The sequence below is a fragment of the Neisseria dumasiana genome, from assembly GCF_022870885.1.
Lineage (GTDB): Bacteria > Pseudomonadota > Gammaproteobacteria > Burkholderiales > Neisseriaceae > Neisseria > Neisseria dumasiana.
Genome location: NZ_CP091509.1, coordinates 2,135,113 through 2,149,200 on the forward strand (window position 1 = coordinate 2,135,113; position 14,088 = coordinate 2,149,200).

Annotated in this window: 11 protein-coding genes; 4 read left to right on the plus strand and 7 right to left on the minus strand. The window is 52.2% G+C overall.

The genetic code is table 11. The features are described 5' to 3' along the window. Positions 1–3: 3 nt before the first annotated feature. The 3 genes from LVJ88_RS12575 to LVJ88_RS10005 form a co-directional block, all read right to left on the minus strand. Positions 4–138 carry a hypothetical protein gene (locus LVJ88_RS12575; RefSeq protein ID WP_269844461.1) on the minus strand — a complete coding sequence of 45 codons (135 nt, stop codon included), beginning with the start codon at positions 136–138 and terminating at the stop codon, positions 4–6. A 127-nt stretch (positions 139–265) separates the two neighbouring features. Next, positions 266–1,309, minus strand: a complete 1,044-nt coding sequence (locus LVJ88_RS10000; protein WP_085417811.1) for a DUF2157 domain-containing protein — start codon at positions 1,307–1,309, stop codon at positions 266–268. 200 nt (positions 1,310–1,509) lie between these two features. Beyond that, the gene (locus LVJ88_RS10005) at positions 1,510–3,069 is read right to left on the minus strand and encodes a surface lipoprotein assembly modifier (RefSeq protein WP_085417812.1); all 1,560 of its coding nucleotides are present in this window, start codon (positions 3,067–3,069) and stop codon (positions 1,510–1,512) included. 204 nt (positions 3,070–3,273) lie between these two features. On the opposite strand from LVJ88_RS10005, the gene LVJ88_RS10010 reads away from it, so the two are divergent. From LVJ88_RS10010 to LVJ88_RS10020, 3 genes are all read left to right on the plus strand, one after another. Continuing rightward, a complete protein-coding gene (locus LVJ88_RS10010) occupies positions 3,274–4,278 on the plus strand; it encodes a transferrin-binding protein-like solute binding protein (protein WP_085417813.1) in 1,005 nt (334 codons plus the stop codon). A gap of 10 nt (positions 4,279–4,288) precedes the next feature. Further along, positions 4,289–6,706 (plus strand): TonB-dependent hemoglobin/transferrin/lactoferrin family receptor, encoded by a 2,418-nt coding sequence (locus LVJ88_RS10015; protein ID WP_085417814.1) that lies wholly within the window; start codon positions 4,289–4,291, stop codon positions 6,704–6,706. Between the two features lie 74 nt (positions 6,707–6,780). Next, on the plus strand, positions 6,781–7,386 hold the full coding sequence (locus LVJ88_RS10020) for a biliverdin-producing heme oxygenase (RefSeq protein WP_085417815.1): 606 nt from the start codon (positions 6,781–6,783) through the stop codon (positions 7,384–7,386). 269 nt (positions 7,387–7,655) lie between these two features. Here the strand turns inward: LVJ88_RS10020 and LVJ88_RS10025 are convergent, their stop codons facing one another. The 4 genes from LVJ88_RS10025 to LVJ88_RS10040 all read right to left on the minus strand — a co-directional run bounded on the left by LVJ88_RS10025 (position 7,656) and on the right by LVJ88_RS10040 (position 13,020). Then, a complete protein-coding gene (locus tag LVJ88_RS10025) occupies positions 7,656–8,528 on the minus strand; it encodes a DUF1853 family protein (protein WP_054600010.1) in 873 nt (290 codons plus the stop codon). A gap of 116 nt (positions 8,529–8,644) precedes the next feature. Continuing rightward, the gene (locus tag LVJ88_RS10030) at positions 8,645–10,435 is read right to left on the minus strand and encodes an aminopeptidase P family protein (RefSeq protein WP_085417816.1); all 1,791 of its coding nucleotides are present in this window, start codon (positions 10,433–10,435) and stop codon (positions 8,645–8,647) included. A 25-nt stretch (positions 10,436–10,460) separates the two neighbouring features. Further along, positions 10,461–11,912, minus strand: a complete 1,452-nt coding sequence (locus LVJ88_RS10035) for an oligopeptide:H+ symporter (RefSeq protein WP_085417817.1) — start codon at positions 11,910–11,912, stop codon at positions 10,461–10,463. A gap of 298 nt (positions 11,913–12,210) precedes the next feature. Continuing rightward, entirely contained in the window at positions 12,211–13,020 is an 810-nt protein-coding gene (locus tag LVJ88_RS10040; RefSeq protein ID WP_096777377.1) for an RNA methyltransferase, read from the minus strand. Positions 13,021–13,169: 149 nt separating this feature from the next. On the opposite strand from LVJ88_RS10040, the gene LVJ88_RS10045 reads away from it, so the two are divergent. Beyond that, positions 13,170–13,958, plus strand: coding sequence for an inositol monophosphatase family protein (locus LVJ88_RS10045; protein WP_054600625.1), 789 nt, complete (start codon positions 13,170–13,172; stop codon positions 13,956–13,958). Positions 13,959–14,088: the final 130 nt, after the last annotated feature.

A 14,088-nucleotide genomic window follows, 5' to 3' on the forward strand; every position in this document is an offset into this window, starting at 1 on the left:
ACCTTACCGACCCCATCCGTAGGGGCGGATTACATATCCGCCCGTTGCCGCCACACCCGCCATCGCAACACCAACCAACTCCGCCGACATCCCCATGATAAAAAACACAAACGCCAAATGCCGACGACTTTCCCGCATATAACCTCAATGCACACGCGGGCGGATATGTAATCCGCCCCTACAAACCGCCATGAAAAAAAAATGCCTTGCTACCAAAACCCAAAAGGCCGTCTGAAAAAATTCAGACGGCCTCACGTTATCCCTGCTATTGAAATTTACGCTGTAAAAAACGGCGCACCGCCTGCGGCATTTTGTTTTGCAGCTTCTGCGTATAAACCGCTTCGTTCTTCTGCCACCACACGCCGCTACACACAATCAGCAAACCGATCAGCGTGAGCGAAATCGGAAACAGCCAACTGTCTTTAAAAATCTTATCGGCCAAATGCCAGCAATAACCGAACATCCCCAACGCACCGAACACGGCAAACACGCGGCGGCTGATCAGCGCGCCGGTAAACACCATACCCATGTTTAACAAGAAATAAATAAACTTGTTCCACTCGCTGTCGGACTCCATAAAGCTGAGGCCGCCCCAAAACGTGATCACGCCGAAGAGATACAGCCAAAACGGATAATCACGCTCGCTTTGGTTGCGGAAATCCACCCAAAACGCCAACAGAATCATTGCCGCACCAAACAAAGCCGAAACCTGCTGCTTGAGCGTCCAATCGTACACCCCGTTATGGCCGTAGAAAATCCAATCGGCAATGTCCATCGACATATACCACAGCGTAACGGCCACCGGCATCACCAAAAACGGATAACGGTAACGCCACAGCATCACGGCAGCGGCAGCCAGCGTGGCCAGCTCCATCATCAACCAGCGCCAGTCGATCCAATGATGGTAATCGCGGTAAACCATTGTATCGTCGGGCCAAAAACCCAAAGCCTGCTGCAAGCCGTACACCGCCAGCGGCACCAGCACCACCACAAAAGTAGCGCAAATGCCCGCCGGAATGTGCAGGCTGCGTTTGCGGAAATATTCGGTGAGGGTTATGCCTGCTATGCCGTAAAGCAGACACAGCACCACAATCGCCATGCCGCCGAAGGCTTCCCAACCCAAATTCATAAACAGCGACATCGCGCCGATGGCCAACAGCCCGCCGAGATAATACAAAACATGGGTAAAACCGAATTGCGGCACATGGCTGTTTTGCTGCTGCCACAACGCCCACAAAGCATCGGCCTGCTGCGGGTTGATAATGCGCTGTTCAACTGCCTGTTGTAAGTGGTGTTTGCGGATATCCATCAAGATGCTCCCGATTCGCAAAGCAACTCGCCCTGCCTTAATCTATTCGACCCGATGGGCAGCACATCGGCAAACCGTTCTGAAATCATGCGCGTGTTTATACCTTGCGATTCAACTTAAACGGTTTTGCCCAAGCCCGAACCATCTTGTTTATTTTATAGTAAAACCTTTTTATCTCATTAGATTGGCATCAAACCTTCTTAAAACGCTTTTTCTATCTCCACAAACAAACGGTTGTTTTTGCGCTCCGCCCATTTATGCGTGCTGCGGACACGGCTTTGCTCCCAAGTCAGGCGGGGCATGAATTTGGCTATCGACAGCTTGGGGTGCGCTGCCGAAATACTGTATAAAGTTTCCTTGTTGCGTTGCTGCTGCCATTGGAAGTCGGCATTCAGCGCACTGCCGCGATAACGGCGGTCGGTGTAAGCAGCCCTCAATTGCGTGTTCAGCCCGCCCCATTTCGGCCAAATTGCCAACCAGCCGCCGCTCACACCGCGGCGGTTGTTGCCCGCATTGTTAGTTCGCCCGCCGAGAGCCGTATTGTCGGGGCGGAAAGTGCCGCCGCTTAAGCCTGCATAAACCGTTTGCGTCGGCGTTAAGCGATAAGCCGCCGAACCGAAAAGGCTGTAATGTTTGCCGTCGTTGCGCTCCGCACGTTCCGGCTCGCGGTAGTGCTGGCGGTAAGCCTCGCCCGACACATGCGCCTGCAAGCGGGGGGTAATCTGCCGGCTTAAGGCCGTCTGAAAACCCGCAGCATGAGCGAGCATATCCATATTGAACGTTTGCTCTTTCTGCGTTTTGCGCTGCCATTCGTCGCTGCCCGCAAGCTGCCATTGGTAAAACGGCAGAATATTGAATGTGGTGCGCGCGCTTTGATATTGCCAGCCCAGATAAGCACGCCCAAACGCATTGTCGTATTGGGATTTTTTGTCGAAATAATAGCTGACGCCGCTCAAATTGCTGCGAAACAGCACATTATGATGGCCTTTAACCGGCGTGTTTTTTTCTACCGAAAGCCGGTAATTCAAGCCCGTTGCACTTTCGGCCTGTTGTTTGACGCAACCCAGCGGCGAGCAGTAAGGCGGAGCGGCATCGTTCACATTGTTATCGCGCGTAACGCTAACACCGCCGTTGAAATGCCATTTGTTCGCCTCTTTGCTTTGCTTGCGGTACACCGCGATATTTTCCAGCACGCCCTCCGGCAGCTGCGGCGTGGTGGCGGCTTCGGCAAACAGCCTGTCGGCCTCTTTCCATTGCCTGTCTTCCCATAAAATCGCCGCCGTATCCAGGGTAATGCGCGTATCTTCGGGGTGAGCTTCATGCAGCTTGGTGTAAACCGCCGTTGCCTTCGGATAATCGCCTTTGTACCGCGCAATCATCCCCTCCGCCCGCGCCAGCAAAACGGCATCGGCTTGAGGGTGTTTTCTGTATGCCGCAGTAAGTGATTCCAACAAATGCCGATCACCGCTGTTGATGGCTCTGAGCATTAAGTTGTGCAGCAATTCGGGCTGCGTCATCAAATCTTCATTGGTAACAGGCTTGATTGCTTCTTTTTCTGTTTGTTTTGGTAAAGCATGGTCAGAAGGCGCGGCAATTTGCTCCAGCCATACGTTTTCCTGCATACGCACCGCCGGCTGCTCCTGCTTGAGGCCGTCTGAAGCCCTATCCGGTAAAGCATTTGCTCGAGAATACGGGGAAAAAGCGGCGGATACGGAGATAAATAGAAAGGGAGCAAAAGATAATTTTCTGAAACTGTTCATCGGAATTGTGTAAAAAGATTATAAAAAAATGTTTGTAACAACCATCGTTTTCAGAGTATACTTCATATGGAAATAAAAACAAATATTATTTACTTTCATAATTTTAGTAAAAATAATCCAGTTTATTTTAATTAATGAAACTCTTCAATTAAATAAACGGCATACCAGCCGAATCGACAAATATCCAACCAACGGAGGTAATCCATGCATAACCGGTCTTTCAGACGGCCTTATATCAGTTTGGTTCTGCCATTTATTTTAGCCGCGTGTGCGGGGGGCGGTCATGTCGCTATTCCTGAAACTATTGTGCCTATTCCCACGCTTTCGGCGTTAGACATCAATAGTTCGGAGGTTGTTGGAAAAACACCGGATGTAAAAATTCAAACATTTAATGCGGGCACCGGCAAAGCGGGCAAATTGGAAAGCTGGAGGCTCAAAGAACGAAACTTTTTCAACGACCTTGTTGATAAAGACAACATCGTATATCAAGCTCCCGACGGCAAGCTTTATAAGTTCAACACTTACACCGACCCCATTCTGCCCGACAGCTTCCACCCCAACCAAGCTTTGAAAAACAAACAAGATACACAGCAAACCGATAACGGCGGCAAACTGTTTGCCTGCTGCGTTAAATTCGGCACCGGATTTGCTGCCAGCAAGGTGGGCGACGATCTGCGCTATGGAGCATGGATAAGCAAAGACGGCAAAGCCGATCTGTTTGTGGGCGGCATACTTGCCGACCCTGCACAAATGCAAGGCGCGTCCGCCAATAACGGCCAGGCCACAGGTAAGGCAACTTACGAGATATGGGCTTTGCGCGTGAAAAACGGCCAAGTGGTTTCGTCTTCATATGACCTCAACTCCAAAGAAAACCCCATCAGATCACGCGTTACCGTCAACTTCAATACCGGCAAGCTGGGCGGCAAGATTATCGGCAACAGCGACTTCGGTGCAGATATCGACTTTAAAGATGTCAACGTGAAAGGTAACCGCTTTAGCGGCAGTGCCGAGTCAGACGGCAAAGTCGGCCAAGTAGACGGCGGCTTCTTTGGCAAGGCCGGCTATTATTCGCCGGCAGGCGATAAAATCGGCGGCAAAATCACATTTGATGCCGACCGCAACCTCGACAGCGTATTCGGCGGCTCAATTAACGCCAGATCCAATCGAAATGCCAACGACAAATCCCAAGATTTAACTCCTTTAAACTAAGGCCGAAAACATGAATAAGCATACAACTTTCAAACCAACCATATTATTCATACTCCTAAGCAGCGCCTTCTCTGCCCAAGCATTGGCCGCAGAAACCGGCAAGCCTGATGTAGACAGCAACGTTCAGTTGGAAGCCGTTGAAGTTAAGGGAAACCGCGCCGTTAAAAAATTAGGCAGCGAAAAAGTACGCCGCAAAAACTTGGATGAAAATCTGGTTCAAGACATTCACGACATGGTGCGTTACGACCCCGGTATTTCCGTGGTAGAAGGCGGGCGCGCAGGCTCCAACGGCTTTGCCATACGCGGCGTGGATAAAGACCGCGTTGCCGTAAACGTAGACGGCCTCCAACAGGCCGAAAGCCGCTCTTCGGAAGCATTCCAAGAACTCTTCGGCGCTTACGGCAACTTCAACACCAACCGCAATGCCGCCGAGCTGGAAAACATTTCCGAAGTTGCCATTCTGAAAGGTGCAGATTCCCTTTCTGCCGGCAGCGGTGCCTTGGGCGGTGCGGTACTGTATAAAACCAAATCACCCAAAGACTATCTCAAAGGCGAAAAAGACTACTATATCGGCCTTAAAGGCGGCTATATCAGCAAATCCAAACAATGGATGGGCAGCACAACCTTAGCCGGCCGCGCAGGCGATGTGGACGGTTTATTCGTATTCACACGCCGTCACGGCCATGAAACCAAAAACCACAGCGGCGGTGCGGATACTTCGTTGGATTACACAGATGAAAACAGTTTTTCCCACAAAGGGGTAGCCCGTGCCACACCGGATCCGCAAAATACCGCCAGCAAAAGCACTTTGGTTAAATTAGGCTATCATTTCAATCCTTACAACTATTTAAGCGGCGTGTACGAAGATTACCGCCAAGACCGAAAAACCGACGAGTTATCCAACCTTTTCGGCAGACTTGGCGGCGAAAAACGCTTGCGTAACGATGTGAGTTACCGCAAACGCACGGGTATCGAATACGAAAACCGTTTGGAAAGCGGCCCTTGGGACAGCCTAAAGTTCAATGCAGACAAGCAAAAAATCGAAATGAGCACGATGACTTGGGATCTGCCTCTGAATTATGCAAAACAAGGACGCAATGCCGAAGCGTTTTTCAGACGGCGCGGCCTTTACCAAGATTTGAACCAATTCAAATTATCGGCTGAAAAACATATCGACGGCGAATCCGTTACTTGGGATACTGCTTACGGCATAGGCTTGAACAAGGGCAAATACCGCAGCAGCAACTTGGAATATTTGTCGCTGATCTACTACCCCAAGATTTTGAGCAGCAGCAAGAATACCGACGAATTCTTAGTCAGCACCAAGAGTAAAAACCAACATATTTATTGGGACAACGCCATCCGCTTCGGCAGCAAGCTCAAACTGGGCTTGGGTGCACGCTACGACCAAGTGAGCATGAACACCTTAGAGAGCGACAGTCTCTCACCCAACGTAAAACGCCAATTGGTGTGGAAAGGCATCTGGAACAAACAGGCCAAGTTCAAAGCCCCGAGCTACTCGGTGGGCTTGGATTGGAACGTGGTTCCGTCGCTTACCCTCCAAAGCAAATACAGCACGGCGTTCCGCGCACCGACTACCGATGAAATGTGGTTCTTCTTCCCCAACCGTGATTTCTACGTTCAGCCCAACCCCGATTTAAAAGACGAACGTTCCAAAAACATCGAATTGGGCGCAGACTGGCACGGCAACTGGGGCAATTTGAAATTATCCGGCTTTTACACCCGCTATAAAAACTTCATCGACTTCATCTATATCGGCGGCAAACGCCACGAAAAGCTGGGTGAAGACGGCAAAATAACTCAAGAAAGCTGGATATCGCCCACCTATCAAAACAGAAACCGCAATAAAGCCACAGTCAAAGGTTTGGAACTGCAAAGCATCTGGAATCTGGACAGCATCGGCCTGCCCAAAGGCGCGTTCACTACTTTAGCCGCCAGCTATATTAAAGGTTCGGCCGAAGGCGATATACCGCTGAATGCGCTTCAACCGTTCAACGCCGTTTGGGGATTGGGCTACCGCCACCCTGAAAACCGTTGGAGTGCGGTTACCAATTTCAGCTACTTCGCCAGAAAAAAACCGGAAGATACCACCAGAGCGTACGATCGCCCCAAAGAACTGTGGCCGTATGCCAAACACAGCCGCAACGTATTCTTGGTTGACCTGCTCGGTCATTACCAATTTAATAAAAACGTATCATTACGCGGCGGTATCTTTAACTTGTTTAACAAAAAATATTATACTTGGGACTCTTTGCGCAGCATCAGGGAATTTGGCGCGGTCAACCGGGTAAATAACTGTGTCAACGACAAAGGTATTGCCCAACATGCCTCTTGCGCCCACGACGGCATTCAACGCTTTAGTGCACCCGGCCGCAATTTCAGTGTAGTTTTAGAAGCTAAATTCTGATTGGATAATCTTTTTTCAGACGGCTCTGTAAAGCCGTCTGAAATTGGATTCGAATAATGAAAAAGGAAAACAACATGACAAACGAAGCTCAAACTTTTGCCCAACGTCTGAAAGAAGAAAACCGCACCACCCACGACAGCGTCGATAATTTGGTGATGTCGGTACAGCCTTTTGCCAACAACGAAAATTACTCGAAATTTTTGAAGCTGCAATCGGTGTTCCACAAAATCGTCGACGGCATTTACAAAGACGAAAAACTCAACCAGTCTATTCCGCAACTGGCCGACATGGCCCGTTATGACGCCGTGTTGCAGGATTTGGAAGATTTGAACAGCGAGCCTTACCAATTCTCCGGCGATCTGCCTAAGCCTGAAGGCAACAAGGCCATCGGTTGGCTTTATTGCGCCGAAGGTTCTAACTTGGGAGCGGCATTTTTGTTTAAAGATGCACAGAAGCTGAGCTTCAATGCGGAAAACGGTGCGCGCCACTTGGCTCCGCATCCCGACGGCCGCGGCCAACACTGGCGTGAGTTTGTGGTGTATCTCAACAATCTGGGCTTGGACAAATCCGCCCAAGACGAGGCGATTCAGGGCGCGAAAGAAGCGTTTGCTTTTTATAAAGTGATTCTGCGCGAAATCTTCGGCCTGCCCGAAGGTGCGGAAGCGCCTGCTCAGGTGTAACCAAGGCTGAAAGAGCGGTTTAAAAACCTCGAGGCCGTCTGAAACGATTTTCAGACGGCCTCAAAGTTTTTAGTCAATTAACTTATGTTGAGTAACAAAATCGTAGGGGCGGATGGCATATCCGCCCCTACAACATTGCAGAGAACAATTTTACTGGTTATATCAAGCCACTTCATTAGACGCCGTGCCGTTATGCTTGAGCAAGCCAGAGCATGACGGTTTTTGTTTAAATTTAAGCAGATTAACTATACATACCTGCACATACCTGCTTAATCTTCGCGCTGCACTTTCATGATGCGTCGGACTTCGTGCCAAAATCCGTCGGGCCGCTGCTCAAGCACGGCCAGTATGCCGCTGCGGATTTTGCGGGTTTCTGTTTCGTTGAATGTTCCTTCGGCGCACACTCTGGCGGGGGCGAGCAGACCTAAACGCGGAAGCAGAAAATGGCGGCGCGTAAGGCCGTCTGAAAAATCGTATTCCGCCCAATCTTCAAGATAAAGGCCGTGCCAGCCGTAAGGGTTTAACGGGGCTTCGTCTGCCGCCTGCGGTTGGGACGAGAAGCCGTTGCCGCGCACAATCGAAACGCTGCGTAGTTCTTGGGGATTGAGCTTCAGGCCGTTCAATACTTTCCGCCCTTCTTCACTCTCCAGCAGGCGCAGCTGCTGCGGCAGTTTGGCGGCTTTGTGCATCAGCGTGTCTTGAGTGTCCAATCCGACCATTTCAGACGGCCTTCCCGAACGGCAGCCGTAAAATTTGCAGGTCAATTCGATGTGGTAGGGTTTGCCGTTGAGTGTGGCGATAAAATCGGCGGCTCCGCTTGTTTGCCCTGCGGCATTTTTAACGGTTAGGTTTTGCCCGAGCAAAGAGGCATGGGGTGCGGTTTCAAGCCAGAATGCCAGCAGGTGTTCGGCATAAAATCCGAGGCGGCCGGCGAATGGTTTTTTATGGTGCAAAGCTTCGTGGAGCTGCGTGGGATAATCGTTCAGATCAAGCAGATAGCGGAATCCCGTTTCGCCAAGCAGCTCGCTTACGGGCAGCTCGCAACCGCTCAACCACAAAGGGGGTGCGGTAAGAACGGCGGCCAAATCGCGCACATGCGGGTCGGTGAGCCGCCACCAAAGGGCATCGAGTGCATAATTCATAGTGTTTTGATGTGTGAGTCTGCAAAAGATTATGCAGGCCGTCTGAAAAAGTTATATTGCAATGTGCGGCGCCTGCCAAGCAGGCAACCGCAGGTTATCGTTTGAACGCACGGTGATTAAACAGGTTGTGTGCGTTCTTCCAGCCATGATTTGGCCGCACCTTCCACCAACGGCAACAGTTTTTCGCGCACTCGGGCATGATAGCTGTTGACCCATTCGATTTCGCTTGCCGACATCATGGCAATGTCCATCAGGCGGGTGTCTATCGGGCAGAGAGTAACGGTTTCGAAGCATAAGAATTTGCCGAACGCGGTTTCTTCAGGCTGTGCAACGGGGCGGTTGATCACCAGATTTTCAATGCGGATACCCCACTTGCCGGGGCGGTACAAACCCGGTTCGTTGGAAGTAAACATACCTGCTTTCATGGCGTGGTTGGGGTGGGTGGCAGCGTGATAGGAAATAACTTGCGGCCCTTCATGCACGTTGAGGAAGTATCCGACGCCGTGGCCGGTGCCGTGGCCGTAGTCGCATTGGGCTTTCCACATGGGCGCGCGGCAGATGGCGTCTATCATCGGCGCGGCAATGTTTTCGGGAAACACGGCTTCGGCCAGCGCGATATGGGCTTTCAACACCAGCGTAAAGTCGCGTTTTTGCTCGGCACTCGGCGTGCCGATGGGAATCACGCGGGTAATGTCGGTGGTGCCGTTTTCATACTGGCCGCCCGAATCAATCAGCAGCAGGCCGTTGCCTTCAATCAGGCTGTACGCTTCGGGCGTGGCGCTGTAATGCGGCAACGCACCGTTGGCGTTGTAACCGGCAATGGTGCCGAAGCTGTGCGAAATGAAGTGCGAACGGCGGCTGCGGTGCGCCAGCAGCATGGTGTCGATATCCAGCTCGGACACGGTTTCACCGTCGGCCAGTTTTTGCTCCAACTCGGCAAAGAAGCCGCACAACGCCGCGCCGTCCTGCCGCATGGCTTCGCGGATGTGGGCAATGTCGGCATCTGACTTGATGGATTTAAACAAAGTGCTCGGGTTGATGCTTTCTACCAGTTTCACGCTGTCGGGCAGCTTCTGCACGGTGCTGACGGCGGTTTTGGCCGGATCAATCAACAGCGCGCCGGAAACGGCGGCCAAGGCATCGGCGGCGGTGTGATAATCGGCGGTGCTGATGCCTGCGGCTTCCAAGCCTTGGGCAGAGGCTTCGCTCAAGCCGCTTTGGTTCACAAACAGCGTGGCAGTATCCGCGCCGATCAGCAGATAAGACAAAAACACGGGGTTATAAGACACATCGCTGCCGCGCAGATTGGTCAGCCATGCAATATCGTCGAGCGAAGAAATCAGGTGGTAGTCCGCGCCTTTTTCTTTTACGGCCGCCCGCACGCGCGCCAGTTTTTCGGCGGCGGTTTCGCTCACGCATTCGGCCTTGTGCGGATAAATCTCGCTCGACGGCAACGCGGGGCGGTCTGCCCACAAACCGTCGAGCAAATCGCCTTGATGGTTGAGGCCGATATTTTTTGCCGCAAAGGCCGTCTGAAGCTGACGTTGCGCCGTTAACGACAACATATCCGGCGCAACGCCTACCCGGGCGTTTTCCGGCAGGCTTTGCGCCAAATCTTCCACATGGGTTAATCCGAAACCGAGTTTTTTCAATTCGATGCCGCTGCCCGCAAGCTGCTTTTCCGCCTGCTCCCAATAACGGCTGTCGGCCCACAAATCGGCACTGTCGGCTTTAACCACCAACGTGCCTACCGAGCCGGTAAAACCCGAAACATACACCCTGCCCTGCCAATGTTCGGGCAAGTATTCCGAAAGGTGCGGATCGGCCGAAGGGATAATCCAAGCATCAAACTTCTGCTCCTGCATTTTTTTGCGCAGTGCAGCCAAGCGTTGTGAAGGGGTATTCATCAGGGGGTTCCTTATCCGATAGTGCTTAATCCACGCCTTTGAGCAAACGGTTCAACACCGGCACAAGCAACAACAGCACCCCACCCGCAATCAAACCGGCCATGCCGATTAAGCGGTAGAACGCTGCGGCGGTTTCAGCAGCATAATATTTTTTAAACACGAGGCCGCCCAAAGTAAAGCCGAGCGACAAAGCGAGAAAGTTCAACGCAACCATTTGCGTTTTAAAGTGAGAGGGGGCGATTTTGGTAGCAAGCGACAGCGAAATCGGCGAAAGCAGCAGTTCGGCAATCGTAATACCCAAAATGACCAACGCAAACACGGCCAACGGCATAACCGTGCCGCCGGCAATAAAAGGAACGAAACACCAATACGACACCCCCAACACCATCAGTGCCAAAGCAAATTTCAACGGCGTTTTAGGCTGTTTTTCACCCATTTTCGTCCACATGGCGGCCATCAAGCCCGAAAACACCACTACCCAGAAGCTTTGCAGCGAATCTTTCCACGATACCGGAATCGTAAAACTGCCGACCGCACGGTCGATGGTTTCGTCGAAATACACGGTTACCGAAGTGAATACCTGAAACCACAAAGCCCAAAAAATACAGATGGCCAGAAACAAAGGCACATAAGCCATAATATAACGTTTGTTTTGCTCTTCAACCGAAGGGCTGGCCAACAAGCGCGCAAAATACACCACCGTGGCCGCAATCACCGTGCCCAAGAGCACTTTCGAAAAATTATCCAGATTCAACCAGCCCAAAGCCACCACCGCGAAAATCAACCCTGCAACCGCAACGGCAGCCAGCGCGGCAATCTTGCCCTGCCCCTGCTGTAAAGGAAAAGGTGCGGGCGTATGCGGCAAAAACTTTCTGCCGCGCGCGTATTGCCACAAACCGAAAGCCATGCCCACCGCCGCCGCACCGAAGCCGTAGTGGAAGCCGATGTTGTTTTGCAGCAGACCGGTAATCAGCGGGCCTAAAAAACCGCCGATATTGATCGAAATATAAAAAATCGAGAATCCGGCATCACGCAGCGGGCGCAATTCGTCGCTTTCATATAGAGAACCGACCATCGAGCTGGCCGACGCTTTCACACCGCCGCTGCCCAATGCAATCATCACCAAGCCGCACAGCAAACCGGCAAAACCCGGAATCACCGCCAAAGCGATATGGCCGCCCATCACCAAAATGCCCGAATAAAACAGCGTTCTTTCCGCGCCCCACAGGCGGTCGGCCAACCAACCGCCCAAAATCGTCGAAAGATACACGCTGCCGCCATACGCGCCGACAATGCCGCCCGCTACTGCCTTATCCATACCCAAACCGCCCTGTGTGGTTTGGTAATACAGATAAATCAGCAATATGCCCTGCATTCCGTAGAACGAAAAGCGTTCCCATAATTCGATGTGGAACAGCGTGGAAAGCTGCCACGGATGGCCGAAAAATTTTTTGTGTTCAGGTAACTGTTTTTCCATGATTCTCTCCTCTCAAACACACCTGTACGGCGTTTTCTTTTTTATCATGCCCCCGTTTTATCATTTTCATCTGCGGCCTGCAATAACCATTCAATCCGAACGCCCGCAAACCTCGGTGCGGACTTCAGGCATGGCGTCAACGGGCACGGCAGCGGTTTTTGCAAAAATATCGGAGCGGTACGAAACCGTCTCTCTAAGCTAAAGCGCAACAACGCCGCAGCAAAATAAGTTGATTGGCCGTGCCCGACACCCGAACAGATTTGAGGCCGTCTGAAAGCATTTCAGACGGCCTCAACGATTAATCTTTCAAATTGCGTTTCACGGTATTCAAAAAGCCGCGCAGGATATCGATGTCTTCGGTTTGCGTATCCGCCCGCATAAACAGATTCTGCATGCGGCGCATCAGGCGTTCGCTGTTGCGGCGGTTGAAAAAGCCGATGTCGTTCATCACGCTTTCCATATGGCCGACCATACCGGCAATCTGTTCGTGGGTGGCCGGTCGGGTGTCCTGCTGCAAATGCGTCATCGGCATATCGGTTTGGCTGAACAGCTCGTAACACACCACCTGCACGGCTTGCGCGAGGTTGAGCGAGAAATAGTCGGGGTTACCGTTGATGGTCATCAGGCGGTTGCAGTTTTGCACTTCTTCGATGCTCAGGCCGAAGGTTTCGTTGCCGAACACCAGCGCAACCTGTTGGCCGTCTGAAGCGGCTTGCAGCAATTCGGGCACAAGTTGGCGCGGGGTTTGCAGCGGCGCGGTCAGTTCGCGTTTGCGGCTGGTTAAGGCGCAACTCAGGGTGGTGTGCGCCAACGCTTCGTCGAGCGTAGCCACAATGCGGGCGTTTTCCAACACGTCCGCCGCGCCGGATGCCAGCACGAAGCTCTCTTCGGGCAGTTTGAAATCCTGCGGCTCGGCGGCATCGAACAGCGGCGGGTTTTCGGTCATCGGCGTGGCAATCAGTTGCGGCGCAACCAAAGTCAAACGGTGCAGCCCCATGGTTTTCATGGCACGGGCGGCGGAACCGATATTGGCGGGATGGCTGGTGCGGGCGAGCACGATATGGATATTGTCGAGATAAGCGGGAACGGCGGGCTTGGGATTCATCATGTTTTATTTTCGGAACAGGGGTATAATGTGCGCCTGAATATTTTTTCAGACGGCCTCAAGGCCGTCTGAATGCTCTTTAACAACATTGGAAACAGCGTAAACGCAGCGTTTTACGTTTTGCCTTATTGTACCCGATTAGAAAGAATGCCATGAACCCGATTTTAAACACCGCCCTCAAAGCCGCGCGCAAAGCAGGCGATATGATGATCCGCGCATCGCGCAATCTCGATGCCGTGAAAACCGACAGCAAAGCGTTTAACGATTTTGTTTCCGATGTTGACCGCACCGCCGAAGCCATTTTGGTCGACGCGCTCAAAGAAGCCTATCCCCATCACAAAATCACCGCCGAAGAAGGCGGCTCGCAAGGCAAATCCACCGCCGAATACGAGTGGATTATCGACCCGCTCGACGGCACCACCAACTATCTGCACGGCCATCCCCAATACGCCATCTCTATGGCGCTGCTGCACAAAGGCGTGTTACAGGAAGCATTGGTGTACGCGCCCGAACGCAACGATTTATACATGGCTTCACGCGGCAAAGGCGCATTACTGAACGACCGCCGCATCCGCGTTTCTTCCCGCATCGAACTTAACCGCTGCTTAATCGGCACCGGCTTTCCGGTTGTCGACCAAAGCATGATGGACACCTATCTCGCCATTCTGAAAGACTTCTTAGCCAAAACCGCCGGCGGCCGCCGCGAAGGTTCCGCCGCGCTCGACCTGTGCGCCGTAGCCTGCGGACGTTTGGACGGCTTTTTCGAGTTCAACCTCAAACCGTGGGACATCGCTGCCGGAGCGTTGCTGGTGCAGGAAGCAGGCGGCATCGTAACCGACATGCAGGGTAACGAAAGCTGGCTGGAAAGCGGCGACATCGTGGCCGGCAACCCGAAAGTATTGGGCCAAATGCTGCAAATCATTGCACCTCATGTGAAGTAAGGCAGCCCCGAACATCAGGCCGTCTGAAAATATGGTTCAGACGGCCTGAAACATTCGGCAAGCAAAGCCCGCCAAAAACCGATAAACTAATGAATATCAAACACATAACACAAACCATCCGAAGCCGACT

Excerpts from the sequence above, each read along its gene's own strand:
- LVJ88_RS10030 (WP_085417816.1), bottom strand. The coding sequence starts at position 10,435 with ATGAATACCCCTTCACAACGCTTGGCTGCACTGCGCAAAAAAATGCAG.
- LVJ88_RS10015 (WP_085417814.1), top strand. The coding sequence starts at position 4,289 with ATGAATAAGCATACAACTTTCAAACCAACCATATTATTCATACTCCTA.
- LVJ88_RS10020 (WP_085417815.1), top strand. The coding sequence starts at position 6,781 with ATGACAAACGAAGCTCAAACTTTTGCCCAACGTCTGAAAGAAGAAAAC.
- LVJ88_RS10040 (WP_096777377.1), bottom strand. The coding sequence starts at position 13,020 with ATGATGAATCCCAAGCCCGCCGTTCCCGCTTATCTCGACAATATCCAT.
- LVJ88_RS10045 (WP_054600625.1), top strand. The coding sequence starts at position 13,170 with ATGAACCCGATTTTAAACACCGCCCTCAAAGCCGCGCGCAAAGCAGGC.
- LVJ88_RS10010 (WP_085417813.1), top strand. The coding sequence starts at position 3,274 with ATGCATAACCGGTCTTTCAGACGGCCTTATATCAGTTTGGTTCTGCCA.
- LVJ88_RS10000 (WP_085417811.1), bottom strand. The coding sequence starts at position 1,309 with ATGGATATCCGCAAACACCACTTACAACAGGCAGTTGAACAGCGCATT.
- LVJ88_RS10035 (WP_085417817.1), bottom strand. The coding sequence starts at position 11,912 with ATGGAAAAACAGTTACCTGAACACAAAAAATTTTTCGGCCATCCGTGG.
- LVJ88_RS12575 (WP_269844461.1), bottom strand. The coding sequence starts at position 138 with ATGCGGGAAAGTCGTCGGCATTTGGCGTTTGTGTTTTTTATCATGGGG.
- LVJ88_RS10005 (WP_085417812.1), bottom strand. The coding sequence starts at position 3,069 with ATGAACAGTTTCAGAAAATTATCTTTTGCTCCCTTTCTATTTATCTCC.
- LVJ88_RS10025 (WP_054600010.1), bottom strand. The coding sequence starts at position 8,528 with ATGAATTATGCACTCGATGCCCTTTGGTGGCGGCTCACCGACCCGCAT.